General features: G+C 44.7%; 21 protein-coding genes and 1 tRNA gene. 7 read left to right on the top strand and 15 right to left on the bottom strand.

What is annotated here, in order from left to right:
- The first annotated feature begins 268 nt into the window (after positions 1 to 268).
- Together H8K55_RS12395 and H8K55_RS12390 are read left to right on the top strand one after the other, a co-directional pair.
- Positions 269 to 724, top strand: coding sequence for a MarR family winged helix-turn-helix transcriptional regulator (locus H8K55_RS12395; protein WP_186942379.1), 456 nt, complete (start codon positions 269 to 271; stop codon positions 722 to 724).
- A gap of 297 nt (positions 725 to 1,021) precedes the next feature.
- The gene (locus tag H8K55_RS12390) at positions 1,022 to 1,441 is read left to right on the top strand and encodes an organic hydroperoxide resistance protein (protein WP_186942378.1); all 420 of its coding nucleotides are present in this window, start codon (positions 1,022 to 1,024) and stop codon (positions 1,439 to 1,441) included.
- Positions 1,442 to 1,566: 125 nt separating this feature from the next.
- Here H8K55_RS12390 and H8K55_RS12385 read toward each other — a convergent pair.
- The 5 genes from H8K55_RS12385 to H8K55_RS12365 form a co-directional block, all read right to left on the bottom strand.
- A tRNA-Arg gene (locus H8K55_RS12385) sits at positions 1,567 to 1,643 on the bottom strand.
- 109 nt (positions 1,644 to 1,752) lie between these two features.
- On the bottom strand, positions 1,753 to 3,090 hold the full coding sequence (glmM, locus tag H8K55_RS12380) for a phosphoglucosamine mutase (RefSeq protein ID WP_186942377.1): 1,338 nt from the start codon (positions 3,088 to 3,090) through the stop codon (positions 1,753 to 1,755).
- A gap of 48 nt (positions 3,091 to 3,138) precedes the next feature.
- The gene (gene folP / locus H8K55_RS12375) at positions 3,139 to 4,023 is read right to left on the bottom strand and encodes a dihydropteroate synthase (protein ID WP_186942422.1); all 885 of its coding nucleotides are present in this window, start codon (positions 4,021 to 4,023) and stop codon (positions 3,139 to 3,141) included.
- A gap of 83 nt (positions 4,024 to 4,106) precedes the next feature.
- Positions 4,107 to 5,987 (bottom strand): ATP-dependent zinc metalloprotease FtsH, encoded by a 1,881-nt coding sequence (ftsH, locus tag H8K55_RS12370; protein ID WP_186942421.1) that lies wholly within the window; start codon positions 5,985 to 5,987, stop codon positions 4,107 to 4,109.
- 210 nt (positions 5,988 to 6,197) lie between these two features.
- On the bottom strand, positions 6,198 to 6,842 hold the full coding sequence (locus tag H8K55_RS12365; protein ID WP_186942376.1) for an RlmE family RNA methyltransferase: 645 nt from the start codon (positions 6,840 to 6,842) through the stop codon (positions 6,198 to 6,200).
- Positions 6,843 to 6,874: 32 nt separating this feature from the next.
- On the opposite strand from H8K55_RS12365, the gene H8K55_RS12360 reads away from it, so the two are divergent.
- Positions 6,875 to 7,381 (top strand): YhbY family RNA-binding protein, encoded by a 507-nt coding sequence (locus H8K55_RS12360; protein WP_186942375.1) that lies wholly within the window; start codon positions 6,875 to 6,877, stop codon positions 7,379 to 7,381.
- A gap of 126 nt (positions 7,382 to 7,507) precedes the next feature.
- Here H8K55_RS12360 and greA read toward each other — a convergent pair whose 3' ends face one another.
- The 3 genes from greA to carA form a co-directional block, all read right to left on the bottom strand.
- Positions 7,508 to 7,984, bottom strand: coding sequence for a transcription elongation factor GreA (greA, locus tag H8K55_RS12355; protein ID WP_186942374.1), 477 nt, complete (start codon positions 7,982 to 7,984; stop codon positions 7,508 to 7,510).
- 186 nt (positions 7,985 to 8,170) lie between these two features.
- The gene (carB, locus tag H8K55_RS12350; RefSeq protein WP_186942373.1) at positions 8,171 to 11,389 is read right to left on the bottom strand and encodes a carbamoyl-phosphate synthase large subunit; all 3,219 of its coding nucleotides are present in this window, start codon (positions 11,387 to 11,389) and stop codon (positions 8,171 to 8,173) included.
- Entirely contained in the window at positions 11,382 to 12,548 is a 1,167-nt protein-coding gene (carA, locus tag H8K55_RS12345; protein ID WP_329605036.1) for a glutamine-hydrolyzing carbamoyl-phosphate synthase small subunit, read from the bottom strand. The genes carB and carA overlap by 8 nt, the downstream gene beginning before the upstream one ends.
- Positions 12,549 to 12,880: 332 nt before the next feature.
- On the opposite strand from carA, the gene rsxB reads away from it, so the two are divergent.
- Entirely contained in the window at positions 12,881 to 13,582 is a 702-nt protein-coding gene (gene rsxB / locus H8K55_RS12340) for an electron transport complex subunit RsxB (protein WP_186942420.1), read from the top strand.
- Between the two features lie 21 nt (positions 13,583 to 13,603).
- A complete protein-coding gene (nth, locus tag H8K55_RS12335; protein ID WP_186942371.1) occupies positions 13,604 to 14,251 on the top strand; it encodes an endonuclease III in 648 nt (215 codons plus the stop codon).
- 61 nt (positions 14,252 to 14,312) lie between these two features.
- Here the strand turns inward: nth and H8K55_RS12330 are convergent, their stop codons facing one another.
- Positions 14,313 to 14,897 carry a malonic semialdehyde reductase gene (locus tag H8K55_RS12330; protein ID WP_186942370.1) on the bottom strand — a complete coding sequence of 195 codons (585 nt, stop codon included), beginning with the start codon at positions 14,895 to 14,897 and terminating at the stop codon, positions 14,313 to 14,315.
- Positions 14,898 to 15,051: 154 nt separating this feature from the next.
- Here H8K55_RS12330 and H8K55_RS12325 point away from each other — a divergent pair, with 154 nt between their 5' ends.
- Positions 15,052 to 15,483, top strand: a complete 432-nt coding sequence (locus tag H8K55_RS12325; RefSeq protein ID WP_186942369.1) for a DUF1841 family protein — start codon at positions 15,052 to 15,054, stop codon at positions 15,481 to 15,483.
- Between the two features lie 78 nt (positions 15,484 to 15,561).
- Here H8K55_RS12325 and H8K55_RS12320 read toward each other — a convergent pair whose 3' ends face one another.
- Positions 15,562 to 15,906 carry a c-type cytochrome gene (locus tag H8K55_RS12320; protein WP_186942368.1) on the bottom strand — a complete coding sequence of 115 codons (345 nt, stop codon included), beginning with the start codon at positions 15,904 to 15,906 and terminating at the stop codon, positions 15,562 to 15,564.
- A 12-nt stretch (positions 15,907 to 15,918) separates the two neighbouring features.
- Complete coding sequence (locus H8K55_RS12315; RefSeq protein WP_186942367.1) at positions 15,919 to 16,251, bottom strand: c-type cytochrome; 333 nt, start codon at positions 16,249 to 16,251, stop codon at positions 15,919 to 15,921.
- Between the two features lie 289 nt (positions 16,252 to 16,540).
- Between H8K55_RS12315 and H8K55_RS12310 the strand changes: the two genes are divergently transcribed.
- Entirely contained in the window at positions 16,541 to 17,395 is an 855-nt protein-coding gene (locus H8K55_RS12310; RefSeq protein ID WP_186942366.1) for an AAA family ATPase, read from the top strand.
- A gap of 57 nt (positions 17,396 to 17,452) precedes the next feature.
- Here H8K55_RS12310 and H8K55_RS12305 read toward each other — a convergent pair whose 3' ends face one another.
- The 4 genes from H8K55_RS12305 to H8K55_RS12290 form a co-directional block, all read right to left on the bottom strand.
- Entirely contained in the window at positions 17,453 to 18,475 is a 1,023-nt protein-coding gene (locus tag H8K55_RS12305; protein ID WP_186942365.1) for a VirK/YbjX family protein, read from the bottom strand.
- A 288-nt stretch (positions 18,476 to 18,763) separates the two neighbouring features.
- A complete protein-coding gene (gene ilvC / locus H8K55_RS12300; RefSeq protein ID WP_186942364.1) occupies positions 18,764 to 19,780 on the bottom strand; it encodes a ketol-acid reductoisomerase in 1,017 nt (338 codons plus the stop codon).
- Between the two features lie 164 nt (positions 19,781 to 19,944).
- Positions 19,945 to 20,436, bottom strand: a complete 492-nt coding sequence (gene ilvN / locus H8K55_RS12295) for an acetolactate synthase small subunit (protein WP_186889435.1) — start codon at positions 20,434 to 20,436, stop codon at positions 19,945 to 19,947.
- On the bottom strand, positions 20,436 to 22,211 hold the full coding sequence (locus H8K55_RS12290) for an acetolactate synthase 3 catalytic subunit (RefSeq protein WP_186942363.1): 1,776 nt from the start codon (positions 22,209 to 22,211) through the stop codon (positions 20,436 to 20,438). Before H8K55_RS12290 ends, ilvN begins: the two co-directional genes overlap by 1 nt.
- Between the last annotated feature and the right edge of the window lie 137 nt (positions 22,212 to 22,348).

Here is a 22,348-nt window from a genome sequence, read left to right as displayed (position 1 = left end):
TTTCCTAATTCAAAAATGAGTGTACAAGTCCGTATAAGCTTGTTCGACGATTTTCATTCCGCGATAAAGCGATAGGCATTTTTAACCAATGAAAAGTGCGAGCAAATATGTAAATCCTCGACAATGTTTTCGTCAGTGTCATCGAGACAATTTCTAACATTACATGAATTAGCATTTGTTGAGTCAAACTTTATCGCTTACCTTCGACAAAGTGATAAAGTCTTGCCCATGCATTTTAAAAAACATTCAAACGTAAAACGACTTTTCCATGAAAAAAACTCCCGTCTCTCAGAATGACTTCTTGGCTCTGGACAGGCAATTTTGTTTTGCCCTGTATTCCGCGTCACATGCTTTAACAAAAACCTATAAGCCTTTATTGGATGAGCTCGGACTTACTTATCCCCAGTACTTAGTCATGTTGGTACTTTGGAAAAATGACGGCATTCTGGTGAAAGACATAGGTGAAGCCCTATTTCTTGATTCTGGAACATTGACTCCACTCTTGAAGCGCATGGAGGTTGGCGAATTTATTTCGCGACAACGTGATCTTCAAGATGAGCGGCAAGTACGCATCAAGTTGACTTCCAAAGGCAAGAATCTCAAAAAAGATGCAGAAAAAATACCACAGAAGATCTTATGTGCTAGTGGTCAAAACCCTGAGCAGCTGTCGGAGCTTCGCAAGCAACTTCAACAATTACGCCATGTACTGCACGCCGATGATTAGGTTTGTTCAGGGAGTTACGCGTTGCATTAGTGCATAACTCGCTAAACAAAACACAACATAATCTAACGCAACATCACGAATGGCTATCGAGGGAAAATCTCTTAATTGTCGTTAGCGACCAGATTCCAATCTCGTCAAAACCTCGTTATTAATTATGACTATCGGATTCATAGAAATATAATTTTCAAAATAAATTGTACACAATTAAATTGTGCGATATTATTTATCCCATCGCAGCACGCAAATACTATGTCGCGACAAATCAATCTCTGAAATCTCATTACCAAAGGAAATATCATGCAAGTACTTTATACCGCAAGAGCCACAGCAACAGGCGGCCGCGAAGGTCGCGCCAATAGTGACGATCAACGTTTGAACATTAGCTTGAGTACGCCTAAAGAACTTGGCGGTGCAGGCGGAGACGGAACCAACCCAGAACAATTATTTGCTGCAGGTTATTCAGCCTGTTTTATTGGAGCGATGAAAGTTGTAGCCGCAGCGGCCAAACAAGCCTTACCCGCCGATACCAGCGTGACAGGTGAAGTCGGAATTGGCCCCAACGGTCAGGGTGGATTTGGTTTGAAAGTAAGTTTGACTGTATCCTTACCAGGGCTAGATCGTAGCGTTGCCGAAAGTATTATCCACAAAGCACACGAGGTTTGCCCGTATTCAAACGCGACAAGAGGCAACATCGACGTTGACTTGAAATTAGCGTAAGTTGAAGATTATTAAATTGGACCGATAGGTAATCAAATTTCTATTTCTATCCACGGCACAATTCGCCCGCAAAAACAAAAAAGGATTACCTGATTGACAGGTAATCCTTTTTTCTTAAAGTCATTTGGCGCGTCGGGAGGGGTTCGAACCCCCGACCCATGCCTTAGAAGGGCATTGCTCTATCCAACTGAGCTACCGACGCACACACATTTTCAGCCGTTCAAATACTCGCTAACGTGCTAAAAATCAGAAGGCTGCATATTACAGGTTATCGCTATTAACTTCAAGAATGATTCCCTATTTGCACAAAATTAGCTAATGCAATTTGCTAGACGACGAGCCATTTTTTGCGCAACTTCGGCATCAGAAGTCTCTACCATGACGCGAATTAATGGTTCCGTTCCAGAAGCGCGTATCAATACACGTCCCTGCCCTGCCAATTCCTTTTCTACTTGCGCTTTTTCCGCAACCATTGCCGCATTACTTTGCCAATCAAAACCTGGCGTAACGCGGACATTGATCAGTACTTGTGGGAAGAGCTTGAGGTTCTCAAAACATTGATCTAAGGATTTGCCATTACGCTTTAACGCAGACAAAACCTGCAATGCAGAAACGATACCATCACCCGTTGTGTGTTTGTCGAGGCAAAGTAAATGTCCTGAACCTTCCCCACCCAACAACCAGCCTTGTTGCTGCATTTGCTCCAACACATAACGATCACCCACTTTTGCACGAATAAAACCTACGCCTAAATCTTTAAACGCCAGTTCGACCGCCATATTGGTCATTAAAGTTCCGACCGCGCCCGCTACGGGACCGATTGCCAGGCGATCCAAGACCATCAGGTAGAGCAGTTGATCGCCATCATAGATCTTACCGTTCTTATCAACCATTAAGAGTCGATCTGCATCACCATCTAATGCGATGCCTAGATCCGCATGATTCGCACGCACAGCTAATGACAGTGCATCAGGCGAGGTCGCACCGACTTTGTCATTAATATTAAATCCATTTGGTTGATTACCAATCGCAATCACTTCTGCGCCTAACTCGTGAAATACATGTGGTGCAATATCGTAGGCCGCACCGTGAGCGCAATCGACGACGATTTTGAGGCCGCGCAAATCGAGTTCGTTGGGATAAGTACTTTTACAAAATTCGATATATCGTCCGTTCGCATCACCCAGTCGTTTCGCCTTGCCCAGTTTATCTGAACTCACGCATTGCATTTCTTTGTCTAATTCGGCTTCAATCGCGAATTCGACTTCGTCTGGTAATTTGGTGCCTTGCGCGGAGAAAAATTTAATGCCGTTATCATCATAGGGATTATGCGAAGCCGAAATCACTACGCCAGCAGACAAACGTAGCGCACGAGTCAGATAGGCAATTGCGGGTGTTGGCATAGGGCCGGACAGCATTACGTCAACCCCTGCCGCCGCGAAACCAGCCTCTAGTGCCGCTTCCAACATATAACCAGACACGCGAGTATCTTTACCGATTAACACTGTCGGCCTTGCATGTGTAGCAGTATCCAACTGCGCCAGCACTTTTCCTGCAGCGTAGCCGAGACGCATGACGAAATCAGGCGTAATTGGACTGACGCCAACTTTGCCACGAATACCATCAGTACCAAAATATTTACGAGACATGTTTTTCCTTTCTTATTTTTTTATTGATATTGTTTAATTTTGAGTTGATTACTCACGCTCAATCTTTTCGGTATGGACTGATTGCCATACACGTATCGCATCAACTGTCTCTGCAACATCGTGCACACGCACTATACGCGCACCTTGCGCCATAGCAGCGAGCGCAGCTGCGAGACTTCCTGCCATGCGGCGCTCTACTGGTTTCCCTGTAATGCTGCCTATCATGGTCTTGCGTGAAATACCTGCTAACACTGGCAAACCTAATTCTTCCTGCATCAAGCCGATGTTTTGTAAGAGCTCAATATTATGCTCAAGAGTTTTCCCAAATCCAAATCCAGGGTCAATGCTAAGTCGATTTTTCTCAACACCTGCAGCCACCAGTTGATCACAACGCTCGCGTAAAAATGCGATGACATCTTGCGTCACATGCCGATAATTTGGTTGCTCTTGCATAGTTTCTGGAGATTTTTGCATATGCATCACACACAAACCGACATCACTATCAGCCACCACTGCGCGCGCTTCTACTGAATCGAAACCGCGAATGTCATTGATCATATCCGCGCCAGCGATTATTGCTTCACGCATGACTTCGGGTTTGTAGGTATCAATTGAAATCGGCTTACCACAATCGCGCAAAGCATAAATCAATGGAATCACGCGCTTCAATTCTTCATCCAAGGGCAAGGGTACGGCACCGGGGCGACTTGATTCACCGCCGATATCAATGATATCGACACCGTCTTCTATCATTTGCTCCGCGTGCGTGATCGCGTGATCTAGAGATTGAAATTTTCCGCCATCAGAAAATGAATCAGGGGTGACATTCAAAATACCCATCACCAGTGGTTTGAATACCGTTTTGACGCCATTGGTGTTCGGCACTTTCATTGGGAAGCGATATCTTCCACATTCAAAATACGTTGTCAGCATCATCATGTCATTAAGCGATCGCTCTAAAAATGAAGGGTGAGGATTTCTCCTCACCCTCGCAAGACTTCTAACTCTTTTAAGACTTAGGCCGGTGCCGTCGCATTCGGCGTCACACCGCCAGGTGGTGTGTCAGAAGAAGATTTTGGCGCAGAAGTGAACGACTTAGGTGGGTTTGGTTGCAAACCATTCATGATGTCATTAATTTGTTCCGCATCAATGGTTTCCCACTCCAACAGCGCTTTCGTCATTACTTCAACTTTTTCGCGATTTGCTTCTAACAAACCGCGCGCAATCGCATATTGCGCATCCAAAATTGAACGAATTTCAGCATCCACTTTTTGTTGTGTCGCCTCAGAGATTGTTTTTGAAGAGCCACCAAAATAACCACTATCCTGACTATCTTCGTACACCATTACGCCCAAAGTATCAGACATACCAAAACGCGTCACCATCGCACGCGCCAACTTCGTCGCACGAGAAAAATCATTCGATGCGCCAGTCGACATTTGACCGACAAAGATCTCTTCAGCAATACGACCGCCAAACAGGATAGCGATTTCTTCCAACATCTTATCTTTGTAACCGCTAATCTGATCATGTTCAGGCAACTGCCAAGTCAAACCAAGCGCATTACCGCGCGGCATGATAGTTACTTTATGAACCGGATCCGCTTTTGGCAAAAGCTTGGCGACGACGGCATGACCAGATTCGTGATAAGCGGTATTACGACGCTCGTCCTCACGCATGACCATGGATTTACGTTCTGGTCCCATGTAGATCTTGTCTTTGGCATCTTCAAAATCCAGCATCTCGACCAAACGCTTATTACGACGTGCAGCGAACAATGCCGACTCATTGACCAAATTGGCCAAGTCTGCACCGGAGAAACCTGGTGTGCCACGCGCCAAGATATCAGCGCGGACATCCGGTGCGATAGGCACTTTGCGCATGTGTACATTCAGAATCTGTTCGCGACCACGAATATCCGGCAAACTCACAGTCACCTGACGATCGAAACGACCTGGACGCAATAGAGCTTTATCCAACACATCGGCACGGTTAGTCGCAGCCACCACGATCACGCCAGAATTAGGTTCAAAACCATCCATCTCGACCAACATTTGGTTCAAGGTTTGTTCGCGCTCATCATTACCGCCGCCCATACCAGCACCGCGATGACGCCCAACCGCATCGATCTCATCGATAAAAATAATACATGGAGAATGTTTTTTTGCATTGTCGAACATATCTCGCACACGAGATGCGCCAACACCAACAAACATTTCTACGAAATCAGAACCAGAAATGGTAAAGAATGGCACTTTCGCTTCACCAGCAATTGCACGCGCCAACAAAGTTTTACCCGTGCCTGGAGGACCAACCATCAAAACGCCACGTGGAATACGACCACCGAGTTTTTGGAATTTACTAGGATCTTTCAAGAAATCAACCACTTCGCTAACTTCTTCTTTCGCTTCATCGCAACCAGCCACATCCGCAAAAGTGACATGATTATTCGTGTCATCCAACATGCGTGCTTTTGACTTACCGAATGAGAATGCACCGCCTTTACCGCCGCCCTGCATTTGGCGCATAAAGAAAATCCAAACAGCGATCAACAGCAGCATTGGGCCGTAAGAAAATAAAATTTGGCCTAATACTGATGGTTCTTCAGGTGGCTTACTATCAAACTTCACGTTATTGGCGATCAAATCACCAACCAAACCGCGCTCTTGACGTGGCACCTGCGTTTTTACTTTTTTACCATCTTGGGTAATACCAATTGCCGATAAGTTTGCATCGTCAAAAGTCACTTCTTTAATTCGCTTGGCTTTCACATCCTCTAGAAAATCAGAATAGCCAACAACAGTCGCACCTGCCGCCAGATTCTTACTGTCAAATTTATTAAACACCATAAAGAGCACAAGAAGGACTGCGCCCCACATTGCAATTTTGGTTAACATTGAATTATTCACAAAAACTCCTCAGGTGCATGATTTGCACAAAAAGTCGCGGGCAAAAATGACGCGCGAAACAGCTGGCACTTATAAATGTTCATTCTACTCGCATTGAATACAGCTTGCTGAACAAGATATGCTGTCGCGATTGACAATTATCAAGAGTAAAACCGACAAAATCGTGATTAATTTTTCGGTTTTCTCAGTTTTTCTTCATTAAGTCGGATGTTTTAAGCCTTTTCCTAGCAAAAAGATCTCGGATGATTTGTCTTTGCTGGCTTTTGGCTTTTTATTCGCGACCGTATTAAATTCATTTTTGAATAAAGTCACTAACGTATTATAGCTAGTGCCATGAAAACATTTTACTAACAAGGCACCATTTGGTTTCAAATGCGCCTTAGCAAATTCGACTGCTAATTCAATTATGTATTCGACGCGCGCGCCATCGACAGTACCATTTCCAGACAAATTTGGCGCCATATCCGATAACACGACATCGACTTTTTTCCCGTGGAGCTTAGCTTCTAGTTGAGACAACACGTCTTCTTCACGAAAATCGCCCTGAATGAAATTGACGTCAGCGATAGGCTCCATCTCCAACAAATCAAGCGCATAAATTTCGCCGAGAATCCCTCCCCCTTCTTTGCCAGCCAATTTATTTCGTACATATTGCGACCAACTACCCGGTGTTGCACCCAAATCGACGATAACTTGACCAGATTTGATCAACTTTTCGGTTTCGTCGATTTCTTTGAGCTTGTAAACAGCTCTCGAACGATAGCCCTCTTTTTGTGCTAATTTCACATATGGATCATTAATATGATCGTGAACCCAATTTTGATTGAATTTATTCTTGGCCATTGGCGTAAAATACTGCTTTTAAAGGAATTTATATGTCAAACGACGCAACAACTGCAATAATCAAACCAAAATCAAAACTCACACCAGCTGAACGTAGTGAGTTACGTGCTGAAGCGCATGGTCTCAAACCTATCGTTATCATCGGTGAAGCGGGCTTAACACCGGCAGTCACAAAAGAAATTGATGCCAGCTTAAACTCACACGGATTAATCAAGGTTCGCGTTTTCGGTGATGATCGTGAAGCACGCGTGGCTATGTATGAAACTATTTGTGCGGAACTTGGTGCCGAGCCAGTCCAACACATTGGTAAATTACTAGTCATTTATCGCCCTAAACTTGACGGCGTCAAAGAAACTAAGTTTGTGAAACGCGGCAAAGGCTTACGTGAAGTAACTATTGTGAAGCCTAGCGCAAGTGGCACGAAAAAACCATCTGTTTCTAAAGTTTTAGTCAAAGGCAATGAACGTGTAACCCAAGGTGGCACGATCAAACGTGCTAAACCACGTCAAACCAGCGTCAAAAAATCTAGCAAAACGTGATCTAAGCCTCTTAGACCACCATCAAAGAGGGGCGCTTCTTAGCGCCCCATTTTTTTGCGACTGCCTTCAATTTTTTACTTGTCTAAATCACAGTCCAGCAATGACGCTGAACCAATACTAAATGATTTAGATGTACAGCACGTCTAAAATTTCATACTCGCGAACGCCAGCTGGCGCTTGCACACCAACGACATCTCCCGCGTATTTACCAATTAAAGCACGTGCAATAGGTGAAGTAATCGATACTTTATTTAACTTCAAATCAGCTTCGTCTTCACCGACGATTTGGTATTGAACTTTCTGTCCATTTTCCAAATCTTCCAGATGTACGGTCGCAGCAAACACTACGCGCCCTTCTGCATCCAATTCAGTAGGATCGATAACTTGTGCTGCACTCAATTTACCATCGAGTTCTGCAATGCGGCCTTCGATAAAACTTTGACGCTCTTTGGCTGCGTCATATTCTGCATTCTCAGACAAATCGCCTTGCGCGCGCGCTTCTGCAATCGCGTTGATCACTTCAGGACGCTCTTTGGTCTTTAATTTGTGCAACTCTTGCTTGAGCAATTCTGCACCAAATTTAGTCAGGGGTACTGTACTCATAGCTATCTACAATATTTAAGTAAAAAATTAGAAAAAAATACTGGGATAAAATCCCAAGTTAAAAAAACAAGATGGATTGCCATCATGCCTAAAAGTAGAGAGGTCACAAGAACAATGATTGCTCATTGTTGATTGTGACCTCTCAGTATGCGATTTCCTGTTAGTTAGGAATTCGCAGAATTGCGCTTAGTGTAAAGACTTATGCAGACCTTGTAAATCATAGACATGCAATTCATCCAAATGACGCATACCTTCCACCGCGGCTTCCGCACCAGCAATCGTCGTAATTGTCGTCGCTCCAGAAGCTAAAGCCGAAACACGAATCGAACGAGAATCGGCGATCGCATTACGTTTTTCTTCAACGGTGTTGATGACCATCACGACTTCACGGTTTTTCAACAAGTCAACGACGTGTGGACGACCTTCAGCGACCTTATTTACTGATGCACAAGTCACACCAGCAGCTGAAATTGCCGCTGCAGTCCCTTTAGTAGCAACCAACTCAAAGCCCATCGCGATCAAGTTCTTCGCGATATTAATTGCACGAGGCTTATCCGCATTTTTGACAGTCAAGAACACTTTACCGGATCTAGGTAATTTAACACCAGCGCCTAATTGCGATTTAACAAAAGCTTCACCGAAAGTCTTGCCGACACCCATGACTTCACCAGTCGATTTCATTTCAGGTCCCAAAATCGTATCGACACCAGGGAACTTCACGAATGGGAACACCGCTTCTTTCACACTGAAGTAGGATGGAATCACTTCTTTGTAAATACCTTGAGAATCCAAAGACTGACCGACCATACAACGCGCCGCGATTTTTGCCAATTGCAAACCGGTGACCTTAGAAACATAAGGCACAGTGCGGGACGCGCGTGGATTCACTTCCAACACGTAGACGACATCTTCGCCATCTTTTTGTTGAATCGCGAATTGCACGTTCATCAAACCGACCACATTCAAGCCTTTGGCCATCAAACTGGTTTGACGTTTTAGTTCATCAATCGTTGCTTGCTTCAATGAATATGGAGGCAAAGAACAGGCGGAGTCACCAGAGTGCACACCAGCTTGTTCGATATGTTCCATCACGCCGCCGATGAAAGTGCGTGTACCGTCGGACAAACAATCAACGTCCACTTCAATCGCGTCATTTAAGAATCGATCCAACAACACTGGGGAATCGTGTGACACTTTGACCGCTTCGCGCATATAGCGTTCCAGATCACGTTGTTCATGCACGATTTCCATTGCACGACCACCCAAAACATAGGACGGACGTACCACGAGTGGATAACCGATTTCCTGTGCCAAAGCGATGGCTTCATCTTCAGTACGTGCTGTGCGATTTGGAGGTTGGCGCAAGCCTAATTCATGCAACATTTTTTGGAAGCGTTCACGATCTTCAGCCGCATCGATCATGTCTGGCGAAGTACCAATAATTGGCACACCATTCGCTTCTAATTCGAGTGCCAATTTCAATGGTGTCTGACCACCATATTGCACGATCACGCCAACTGGTTTTTCCAAGTCAACAATTTCCAAAACATCTTCCAAAGTTAATGGTTCGAAATACAGACGATCCGAAGTGTCGTAATCGGTAGAAACGGTTTCTGGATTACAGTTAACCATAATCGTTTCGTAGCCATCTTCACGCATCGCGAACGCTGCATGCACACAGCAGTAATCGAATTCAATACCTTGACCAATACGGTTTGGACCACCACCCAAAACTATGATTTTCTTCTTGTCGGTGGGCGCTGATTCGCACTCATCTTCATAAGTAGAATACATGTAAGCTGTTTTAGTCGCGAACTCACCGGCACAAGTATCAACACGTTTATAGACAGGACGCACATTCAAAGCAATACGTTTTTCACGCACGGCTGTTCCTGTGGATTTCAAGAGTTTTGCCAAACGACGATCAGAGAAACCTTTTTTCTTCAGCTTCAACAACAGATCTTTATCGACGGCGTCCAAAGACTGTGTCTCCAGCCACAATTCGATATCAATGATATCTTTGATTTGCGCCAAAAACCATGGATCGATGCGCGTCAATTGATGCACTTCTTCCATCGTAAAACCTTGTGCGAACGCGTCACCAACGTACCAGATGCGATCTGGGCCTGGCGCACCGAGTTCTTTTTCCAAGACTTCGCGGTCAGTGGTTTTTTCGTTCATACCATCCACGCCGACTTCCAAGCCGCGCAAGGCTTTTTGGAAGGATTCCTGGAAGGTACGGCCAATTGCCATCACTTCACCAACCGACTTCATTTGTGTCGTCAAACGGTTATCCGCTTGCGGGAATTTTTCAAATGTAAAACGTGGAATCTTCGTTACAACGTAATCGATAGATGGCTCGAAAGACGCCGGCGTTTGACCGCCCGTAATTTCGTTACGCAATTCATCCAATGTGAAACCGACTGCAAGTTTCGCAGCAATCTTCGCGATTGGGAAACCAGTCGCTTTCGATGCCAAAGCAGATGAGCGAGAAACACGTGGATTCATCTCAATGACGATCATACGACCATCAGCAGGATTGACGGAGAACTGTACATTGGAACCGCCCGTATCGACACCAATCTCGCGCAAGACTGCCAAAGAGGCGTTACGCATGATTTGGTATTCTTTATCGGTCAAAGTTTGTGCTGGCGCTACCGTGATTGAATCACCCGTATGCACACCCATAGGATCTAAGTTTTCAATCGAGCACACGATGATACAGTTGTCCGCTTTATCGCGCACGACTTCCATCTCGTACTCTTTCCAACCAATCAAAGATTCTTCAATCAATAATTCGTTGGTTGGTGATGCTTCCAAACCGCGTTTGCAAATCGTTTCGAATTCTTCTTCATTGTAGGCGATACCACCACCCGTGCCACCCATCGTGAAGGATGGACGAATGATGACTGGGAAGCCGACTGTCTTTTGCACAGCCCATGATTCTTCCATGCTATGTGCTACGCCAGAACGCGCAGAACCCAGGCCAATTTTGGTCATCGCATCTTTGAATTTGGAACGGTCTTCCGCTTTATCGATTGCTTCCGGAGATGCACCGATCAATTCACATTTGTACTTTTCCAGCACGCCATGCTTATGCAAATCCAGAGCACAGTTCAAGGCAGTTTGACCGCCCATCGTCGGCAAGATCGCATCTGGACGTTCTTTGTCGATAATGCGCTCTACCACTTGCCAGGTAATTGGCTCAATGTAAGTCACATCGGCCATCTCTGGATCCGTCATGATGGTGGCAGGATTGCTGTTCACCAAAATAACTTTGTAGCCCTCTTCACGCAAAGCTTTGCAAGCCTGTGCGCCAGAATAATCAAACTCGCACGCCTGACCAATAATGATAGGACCCGCGCCAATAATTAAAATACTTTTTATGTCTATACGCTTAGGCATTTTTGTTCTTCTCCAACTTTGCTGTCTTCATCAAGTTCGTGAAACGGTCAAACAGGTAGGCAATATCATGCGGACCTGGTGAAGCTTCAGGATGACCTTGGAAACAAAATGCTGGTTTATCCGTACGGGCAAAACCTTGCAAAGAACCGTCGAACAAAGATACATGCGTGACGCGGCAATTGTCTGGCAAGGATGCGGCATCAACCGCAAAACCATGATTCTGCGAAGTGATCAAAACTTGTTTAGTATCAAGATCTTGCACAGGATGGTTGGCACCGTGATGACCAAACTTCATCTTCAAAGTTTTTGCACCAGACGCCAAAGCCATAATTTGATGACCGAGACAAATACCGAAAGTTGGAATACCTTTTTCGATCAATTCCTTAGACGCTGCAATCGCGTAATCGCAAGGTTCTGGATCGCCAGGGCCATTCGACAAAAATACGCCATCAGGATTCAATGCCAGTACGTCCGCCGCTGTAGATTGCGCGGGCAACACGGTTACTTTGCAACCGCGCTCTGCCAACATACGCAGAATATTACGCTTCACGCCGAAATCGAAAGCAACGACATGAAATTCTGGATTACTTAATTGTCCGTAGCCTTGACCGAGTTTCCATTCTGCTTCTGTCCACTCATAAGACTTAGAAACAGAAACCACTTTCGCCAGATCCATGCCCGACAAACCTGGGAAAGACTTCGCCAACTCTAAAGCTTTCGCTGCATCTTTGCCCACCAAAATCGCACCACCTTGCGCACCTTTTTCGCGCAAGATACGTGTCAATTTGCGCGTATCAATACCGGCGATAGCAACGATGTTTTGTGATTTCAGGTAATCCGCCAAAGATTGCTCAGAACGGAAATTCGATACCAGCAAAGGCAGATCTTTGATGATCAAACCAGCAGCATGAATTTTATCGGATTCGACGTCTTCCGCATTCACACCCGTATTGCCGATGTGCGGATAAGTTAAGGTAACGATTTGGGAACTATAACTAGGGTCAGTCAAGATTTCTTGATAACCAGTCATGGAGGTATTGAAAACAACTTCACCGATCGTATGACCGGCGGCGCCAATGGAGACACCCGTAAAAATCGTGCCATCAGCGAGGGCAAGAATAGCGACGGTATCGGGATTGGAACTTAAGGACTGCGGAATGGGCAGCAAGGGCAACTCCTGTAGTGTTACCGCCGTTGCGCGCCCAAACATCGATCGTTACTTGCTGTTCTCAGAACACCGCTTTAATAACAGAGCGCTATCCGGAGAATGAGGAACAATCAAAGTAGAGAGTGATTTTTTGGATATGCGCTACGACGAGATTTGAATAAGCTAAACCCTCGAATTATAGCGCAATTGAGCCCCTCAGGCAATCGCAGAATACTTTCCAAAAAGCATTTTCTCAATTTTAGGCTGCAATCTGCTCGCAAACTTAGAGGGAAATACTGAAGATTTTCACAAGGAATTTGTCCAGCTTTAGCTTTGAGCGGATAATATCAACTTTATCGCAAAGAGAATTAGAAGCCGTGGCACCCACTCTCGCTGAACAAATCAATAACTTATTACCACAAACGCAATGCACCAAATGCGGATACCCCGCCTGCCAAGAATACGCCCTTGCGATAGCAGATGACAGTGCAAACTACAATCAATGCCCTCCCGGTGGACAAGAAGGTATCAATAGACTCGCCAATTTATTAGGCAAAACAAGCATTCCCTTGAATCCAGCCAATGGCATAGAGAAAGCACGCACCGTCGCCTTTATTGAGGAAGCCACCTGCATCGGTTGTACGCTTTGCATACAAGCATGCCCAGTCGATGCCATCATGGGTGCGAACAAGCAAATGCATACCGTCATTCCTGATTTATGCACGGGCTGCGATTTGTGTGTTGCGCCCTGCCCAGTAGATTGCATCATTATGTTACCAACCTCTAGCACATCAACTGGCTGGCAAGCGTGGTCACAAGAACAGGCTGATAGCGCAAAATTACGCCACCAACAAAGAGAACTGCGTCTCATTCGAGAAAAACAGGAAAATGAAAAACGCTTATTAGCAAAGGCGCACGAAAAACTCCAATTAGTCTCGTCCGAGACCGCAGAAACGCAAAGTGAGTTAGACGAAAAAGAACGCAAGAAGAAAATCATCGCCAACGCAATCTTACGCGCCAACAGCAAAAAAGAGCTGCAACAATAATATTAAGTCGACCGAAATCTTATGAATGCCAACAAACGCCTGGAAATATTCACCCGCTTGCGAGCACAAAATCCGCATCCGACCACTGAGCTAGAATACACAACGCCGTTTGAATTATTGATCGCGGTCTTACTATCCGCCCAAGCGACCGACGTCTCCGTAAATAAAGCAACTAAACGGCTCTACCCTATCGCCAACACATCACAGAAGATATTTGATTTAGGTGTAGACGGCTTAATTCCCTACATACAAACGATAGGACTTTTTCGCACCAAAGCCAAGAATACCATCGAAACTTGCCGCATTTTATTAGAACAACACAAAGGTGAAGTGCCACGTACACGAGAAGCTTTAGAAGCGCTACCTGGCGTCGGTAGAAAAACGGCGAATGTCGTGCTCAACACTGCATTTGGTGAGCCTACGATTGCGGTCGACACGCATATTTTCCGCGTTTCAAATCGCACTGGTATCGCGCCAGGAAAAAACGTTGATATCGTCGAAGAAAAATTATTGAAATTTGTGCCGAATGATTTCAAACTCGATGCCCATCATTGGCTGATCTTGCATGGTCGCTACACTTGCATTGCGCGTACACCCAAATGTTGGAATTGTATGATTGCTGATTTATGTGAATTCAAACAAAAAACGCCCTTACCAGAGAATGTGTAAGAGCGTTTGTTTTACTACGACAACGATCAAGATTTGACCTACATCTCGCCTAATCACCTAATTAAACGATTTGGCACGCCTCATCAAAATCCAAACGTGGCGAACGCGGGAATAGTTTTTCCGCATCACCATAGCCGATACTGCACACAAAATTCACTTTTACTGGCGTATCGGCAAAAAAAGCAGCATTGATTTTATCCGCATCAAATCCTGACATAGGGCCACAATCCAAACCTAAAGCACGAGCTGCCATCATCATGTAAGCACCTTGCAAACTAGAGTTTCTGAAAGCAGTCGCTTCAATATTCGCTTGATTACCTTCGAACCAAGAGCGTGCATCAGGCGCATGTGGAAATAATTTGATCAATTTTTCATAAAACGCTAAATCCATCCCAATGATTACAGTCACAGGCGCCTGGCGCGTTTTTGCTGCGTTACCTGGCGACATACATGCTACCAGTTTCTCTTTTTGCTCTGCCGATTTTACAAATACAAAACGTGCTGGGCATGAGTTAGCTGATGTTGGCGCCCATTTCATCGCATGGTAGATCGCCTGAATTTGCTCATCACTAACTGCTTTATCCAACCAAACATTGTGCGTGCGTGCGGAAGAAAATAATAAATCCAATGATTCTTGATTTAACATGATGAGATAACTTTCAATAAACGAAGTCGCGATCATAACCGAAAATAGTTTTTTCTTCAGGGGCATGCTCCCCAATATGATCAGGCAAAAATTACGGGCATATCAAATCCCCAGTAAAATACTGAAATTCAATCAAGAGCTCATCAAGCAGAACATGTTCAATCCCAGTCAAGACGACGTACGCCGTTTTTTTTGCGAGACCTTCCGCAAATATCACGCTAAAGAAATTCTCACGCCTTTAGAAACCATCGCTGCCGATTGGATTTCTCAACATCCTGAATATGCCGAAGACTTTCGCGATGTTGAAGCTGCACTACAAAGAAATTACAGTGTCGATTCGGGCAAAACCAATCCCTTTCTTCACCTCTCTATGCATTTGACGATCGCTGAACAAGTCACGATTAATCAACCACATGGTGTGCGTGTTGCGTATGAAGCCTTGGCGCACAAAAAAAATTCCATTCACGAAGCACATCATGAAATGATGGATTGTTTGGGTGAAATGATTTGGAATTCGCAGCGAAATGGTACGCCACCAGATGGTGAGGCTTATTTATCCGCCTTGATGCGCAGAGCTGGAAAATAGATACAAACACCGCATTCAAATGAGCAATAAAAAAGCCACGCGAGAACGTGGCTTTTTTTCGAGCAAAGCGCAGAAAAATTATTTCTTCAGAACTAAGCTACCTTGCAAACTATTTAAATACGCTGCAATGTTTTCAATGTCTGCATTGCTCAAAGCTTTGGCTTGCGCTTCCATGATCGCATTACTACGGCCTGAAGTACCTACTCCAGCGCGTTGATAAGATTTCAATGCCTGAACCAAATAGTCCTTATGTTGACCAGCCAACTTCGGATAGCTTGGATCAACAGGCTCATTAAAATTAGCACCATGGCATGATGCGCAGTTAAATTTGGCAGCAGCTGCTTTACCAGCTTCTATATTTGCACCTGCAAATGCAGCAGAAGACATGACAACAGCCAAAACGGCGAAAGCGATTTTTTTCATAATTTCCCCTGCTTATTTTTGTTGTGCGTTTTGTTGTGAATAGTAAGCAGCTAAGTCAGCGATATCCTGATCGCTCAAGCTACCGGCAATACCGCGCATTGATGGATGTTTGCGATCACCTTTACGATAGGCTTTCAACGCACTTTCAATGTATTTCGCAGATTGACCACCAATCATAGGCACTTGATAAACTTCAGGGAAAGTTGCTTTATAACCTGGGATTGCGTGGCAACCGATACACATTGCCACTTTGTTTTCTGCGGCTTTCGCATTACCAACAACTTCAGCCGACACAGCAACCTGTGCGACGCTCGCCAAAGCGAGTAGAGCAAATAATTTTTTCATATTAGCTGAGAGAAAATAATCAAGAAAATCAAAACAGCGATTTGATCGAAGTCAGCATTTTAGCCGATAACCGTTAATTTTGCGCAAATTTCATGTGTGTTTCAGTCACAAATTACGAGGCAAAGGGCATTTAAGTAATTCTTATGAAAACACAATTCAGCAATTTTGACGATTCGAGGCTTTCCGCCAGAATTCCCTTGCTTCACATGTAAATAAGTTTTTTTGTTTATACTCGTACCTAAATTTTTAGCAGCTCAACGCAACAAATCCTTTCGCATCATTTCACTACATGAAAACCAATCAACGTTTTAACGGTGCAGACAACTATGTCGCCACCGATGATCTCAAGCTCGCCGTCAATGCTGCATTAACCCTGCAACGCCCTTTATTGATTAAAGGTGAACCAGGTACAGGCAAAACCATGCTAGCAGAAGAAGTCGCTGCGGCCTTAAATATGCCCTTGATGCAATGGCACATCAAATCTACTACCAAAGCACAGCAGGGTCTCTACGAATACGACGCCGTCTCGCGTCTGCGCGACTCACAACTCGGAGATGAACGCGTAAAAGATATTCACAACTACATTGTCAAAGGGGTATTGTGGCAAGCCTTCCACGCCGACGAACCTGTAGTTCTTTTGATTGATGAGATCGACAAGGCCGATATTGAATTCCCTAACGATTTATTGCGTGAATTAGATCGCATGGAATTTTATGTCTACGAAACCCGTGAAATGATACGTACCAAACATCGACCTTTGGTCATCATTACCTCAAACAATGAGAAAGAATTACCTGACGCCTTCTTGCGTCGTTGTTTCTTCCATTACATTAAATTCCCTGACAAAGAAACTATGCAGGCGATTGTCAATGTACATTTTCCGAATTTAAAAAATGAATTGCTCAACAATGCTTTGGAAGCCTTCTATCAATTGCGCGAAGTCAATGGCCTCAAGAAGAAGCCATCCACGTCTGAATTGATCGATTGGTTGAAATTATTACTGGCGGAAGATATACCTGCGGAAGCTCTACTGAGCAAAGAGAACAAGAATATCGTTCCCCCGCTACATGGGGCGCTCTTGAAGAACGAGCAAGACGTACATTTGTTCGAGCGACTAATGATGATGTCACGTAATCATCGTTAACATTGACAATCAGCGGATGCCTCATGCAAATGGAGCATCCAGCCGTGTCCAAGATGTCTATGCTTGCACGAGCCCTGACATCTGCAAAGTTGTGGAGTTAGCCTTATCACCAAAACCTAATGCCTGTTGAACCTGATCACGCAATTCAGCGATCAGCAATGCACGTCGACGATACTCACTACGCTTATTTGATGGACGTTCATCGATAGACTTTTCAACCAAACTAGTAGGTATGGCGTAGTTGCCACTTGCATTTTTCCCACCGCCAGCCAACTCCCACAATTGATTATATTCAGCGCTCACGCTCTTCTTAAAACGATAACGCCATGCTTGATAAATGTGATTCTCAAGTGAAATGCATTCAATATTATTGCAATTCAATTGCTGCCCTATCGTTCGCAACACTTCGATCAACAACAATCTTGGCTGTATGCCATGCATCGCCACAGTCGCCAATTTAATTTTTTGTCGCCCCTCACAATTCCCAGACTGAATTCCACCTACCTTGAAGGCAACACCATCGACACTCTTCGCCAAGCTAAAAGTCAAAGACAGCAAAAAGTCTCCATTAAAACTCATTATCAAAGTCGCTCCACCTTCACGCTTGTAAGCGTCATTACGCACTAAATGTACTTGCACGACCTCTTGCTTTTTTCCGGTCAATTTCAGCACTTCGACTTTTTTTGAAAAAAGCAGGCTCTGAAAATGTTCTTGGGTAAAATTTCTCCGCATTAATTCAAAATTATCACGCAATAAGCACGCTCGCTCGAGTGCTGACAGACGGCGATCAAAGAAAGGTCGATGCACAGCTTCCAACAAACTTGGCTCAAATTTGGTCGCATGACGTAGTTCGCTTTGACGAATATAGGAGAACCACATCACGCTTGCTCTTGCATAAAATACACATCTTATCAAGAATCGGAGACGTTTTATGGCGCCGACAAAGGTAAACGGGAACGCCTGCACTACTGCCCAAAGAATATGAGAGATTGACTGTACGACAACCCGATAGAACACTTTCCCCCTTGAAATAAAGCTATTTCCCAAAAGTGCAACGACGATTTCTTCGGCAAATTCCATAAATCATTTTTTCTGGTTACAAATCATTTCACATTGTAACTTAATGTAGCAAAGCAGAATAACCTTATGTTACGTCAAATCGAAAATAGTTATTTCAATTTAATCATTAAAAAACCATCATTACATCCACGTTCCAACTAACTGAATTTGAATTCAGTTGATATCTAGATCGACGACGTTGCGCAGTGATCAGATCAATAAATTGAAAAAGCCACCCGAAGGTGGCTCTGTTCTTACAGCAAAAACTTAACAAAATAAATGTTACATTTTGTTAAAATAAACGGTGAATCAGTTTTTCGATTGATCAACCATTTTATTCTTCGCAATCCAAGGCATCATCGCGCGCAATTTTGCACCGACTTGTTCGATTTGATGTTCAGAATTCAAACGACGACGAGAGATCAAAGTTGGCGCGCCTGCTTTGTTTTCCAAGATGAAACTCTTCGCGTATTCGCCTGTTTGAATGTCTTTCAAACATTGACGCATTGCCTGTTTAGTATCGTCAGTAACAATACGCGGACCAGTAACATATTCGCCGTATTCTGCATTATTTGAAATCGAATAATTCATGTTGGCGATACCGCCCTCATAGATCAAATCGACGATCAATTTCAGCTCGTGCAAGCATTCAAAGTAGGCCATCTCTGGTGCGTAGCCGCCTTCAACCAAAGTTTCAAAACCTGCTTTGATCAATTCCACTGCGCCGCCGCACAAGACTGCTTGTTCACCGAACAAATCGGTTTCAGTTTCTTCGCGGAAGTTGGTTTCGATAATACCAGCACGACCGCCACCATTTGCCATTGCATAAGACAGAGCGATGTCGCGAGCAGCACCAGATTTATCTTGATACACAGCGATCAAATGTGGCACGCCGCCACCTTGTGTGTAAGTTGCGCGCACTGTATGACCTGGTGCTTTTGGTGCGATCATGATCACGTCCATATCAGCACGTGGAACAACTTGACCGTAATGGACGTTGAAGCCATGTGCAAACGCTAAAACAGCGCCTTGCTTTGCATATGGTGCGACGTTTTCGTTGTAGACCTGAGCGATATTTTCATCAGGTAACAAGATCATGATGACGTCGGCTTCTTTGACCGCATCATTCACTTCTGCCACTTTCAAACCAGCATTTTTTGCTTTATCCCAAGACGCACCGCCCTTACGCAGAGCGACTGTGATCTGACAACCAGATTCACTCATATTTAATGCATGTGCATGACCTTGTGAACCGTAACCGATGATGGCAACTTTTTTGCCTTTGATCAATGAGAGATCGCAATCTTTATCGTAAAAAACTTTCATTTTAATATCCTATAAATTTAAATTATTCAAAATCGAAACTGAAACTAAGTCGCCAACATTGGCGTTAATCTGGACCGCAGAGACACCGAGAGCACGGAGGAAGAATCTTTCAATTCTCGGTATCCTCTGCGCCTTCGCGGTTTTACTTCTTCTGCTAAATCTGATTACACTTTCAGGATGCGTTCACCACGCCCAATACCAGAACCGCCGGTACGGACTGTTTCCAGAATGGCGGTACGTTCTATGGAATCGATAAAGGCATCGAGCTTTCCTTTGTTACCGGTCAATTCTATGGTGTAGCTTTTTTCAGTGACGTCGATGATACGGCCGCGGAAAATATCCGCCGTGCGCTTCATCTCTTCACGCTCTTTACCGACTGCGCGCACTTTGATGAGCATGAGCTCACGCTCAATATGCGCACCTTCAGTTAAGTCGACCACTTTCACCACTTCAATCAAACGATTCAAATGTTTGGTGATTTGTTCAATCACGTCATCTGAACCAGTGGTGACGATAGTCATACGTGATAGTGTTGCATCTTCGGTAGGTGCAACCGTCAAAGTTTCGATGTTATAACCACGCGCAGAGAATAAGCCCACTACACGCGATAAGGCGCCCGCTTCGTTTTCGAGCAATACGGAAATAATGTGTCGCATTACAAATCCTCCGAACCAAGCAACATTTCAGTCAAACCCTTACCGGCTTTCACCATGGGCCAAACTTTTTCGTCTTGATCTGTAATGAAGTTCATGAACACCAACTTATCTTTCATAGCGAAAGCATCATGCAATGCACCATCGACATCGGCTGGATTTTCGATCTTCATCCCCACATGGCCATAAGCTTCGACCAACTTAGTAAAGTCAGGCAAAGAGTCCATATAGGATTCGGAATAACGACCAGCATAATCAATTTGCTGCCACTGACGCACCATACCGAGCGCACGGTTGTTCAGCAAAATAATTTTTGGTGTCAAATGATATTGCTTACAGGTTGCAAGCTCTTGGATACACATCTGTATTGATGCTTCACCTGTAATACACGCAACCGTTGCATCAGGATTCGCCATTTGCACGCCCATCGCATACGGCAAACCAACACCCATGGTGCCCAAGCCACCAGAATTAATCCAACGTTTTGGTTGATTAAACTTGTAGTACTGCGCCGCCCACATTTGATGCTGACCAACGTCAGACGTGACAAAAGCATCGCCCTTGGTTATCTCGCATACTTTTTGAATAATCGATTGCGGCTTAATGATCTCAGAAGAATCGGTATAGCCAAGACAATCTTGGGCGCGCCATTTCTTAATCTGCTTCCACCAATCGGCGAGAGGTTTCGCATTTGGCTTTGCATCCGATGCCGCCAATTGTGAGAGCATTTCAACCAAGACATCTTTCACATTGCCGACGATAGGAATATCCACCTTCACACGCTTGGAAATGGATGAAGGATCGATATCGACGTGGATAATCTTGCGTGGATGTGATGCGAAATGCTTAGGATTACCAATGACTCGATCATCAAAACGCGCACCGATCGCGATCAAAACGTCGCAATGTTGCATCGCCATATTAGCTTCATAGGTACCGTGCATCCCAGGCATACCGACGAATTTGTCGTCTGTCGCACGATAGCCACCAAGCCCCATCAAGGTATTGGTGACAGGAAAACCCAATTGATCGACTAATTTATTTAATTCTGGTGCTGCATTTGCCAAGATCACACCACCACCGGTGTAAATCATTGGACGTTCCGCCTGCAACAGCAATTGAACTGCTTTACGAATTTGCCCTGCGTGACCTTTATCGACGGGGCGATAAGAGCGCATCTCAATTTCTTTAGGGTAGTGATAAGTGGTTTTGTGATTGCTGATATCTTTTGGGATATCAATCAATACTGGCCCAGGGCGACCTGTAGTCGCAATGAAGAAAGCCTTCTTCACCGTATCGGCCAGATCACGTACATCTTTCACTAAAAAATTATGCTTCACGCATGGACGAGTAATGCCCACGGTGTCACATTCCTGGAACGCGTCTTCGCCAATTGCATGGCTAGGCACTTGACCGGAAATGACGATCATGGGAATAGAATCCATGTAGGCTGTGGCCAGCCCTGTCACAGCATTCGTTACGCCTGGGCCGGATGTCACTAAAGCGACACCAACTTTATTCGACGAACGGGAATACGCATCTGCGGCATGAATCGCTGCTTGCTCGTGACGTACTAAAATATGTTGGAATTTACTCTGATTGAAAATCGCGTCGTAAATATAAAGTACAGCACCACCCGGATAACCGAATACATGCTCAACGCCTTCTTCTGCGAGACACTTGACGAGAATTTCTGCGCCTGTGTACTCAGTGTTGCGGTCGAGGGTTTTCTCGGCACCGCGTTCCGATTGACGATCGGACGGTCGTTCTGAACTCATCTTGTTTCCTTTCAAGGTCCATTGGAGATTGATCGGATGTTCTTTCCTGACGAAATTCAAATTTCAAAAGCGGTCAGCTGACGTTCCTTTTTGTGCGGTCACTTTCCCCTTCTACTATCCGTTGGATAATATTCCAG

The sequence above is a fragment of the Affinundibacterium flavidum genome (genome assembly GCF_014284175.1).
Taxonomy (GTDB): domain Bacteria; phylum Pseudomonadota; class Gammaproteobacteria; order Burkholderiales; family Burkholderiaceae_D; genus Undibacterium; species Undibacterium flavidum.
Note: the sequence above shows the minus strand (reverse complement) of the source record. Positions and strands in the feature narration are given on the sequence as shown.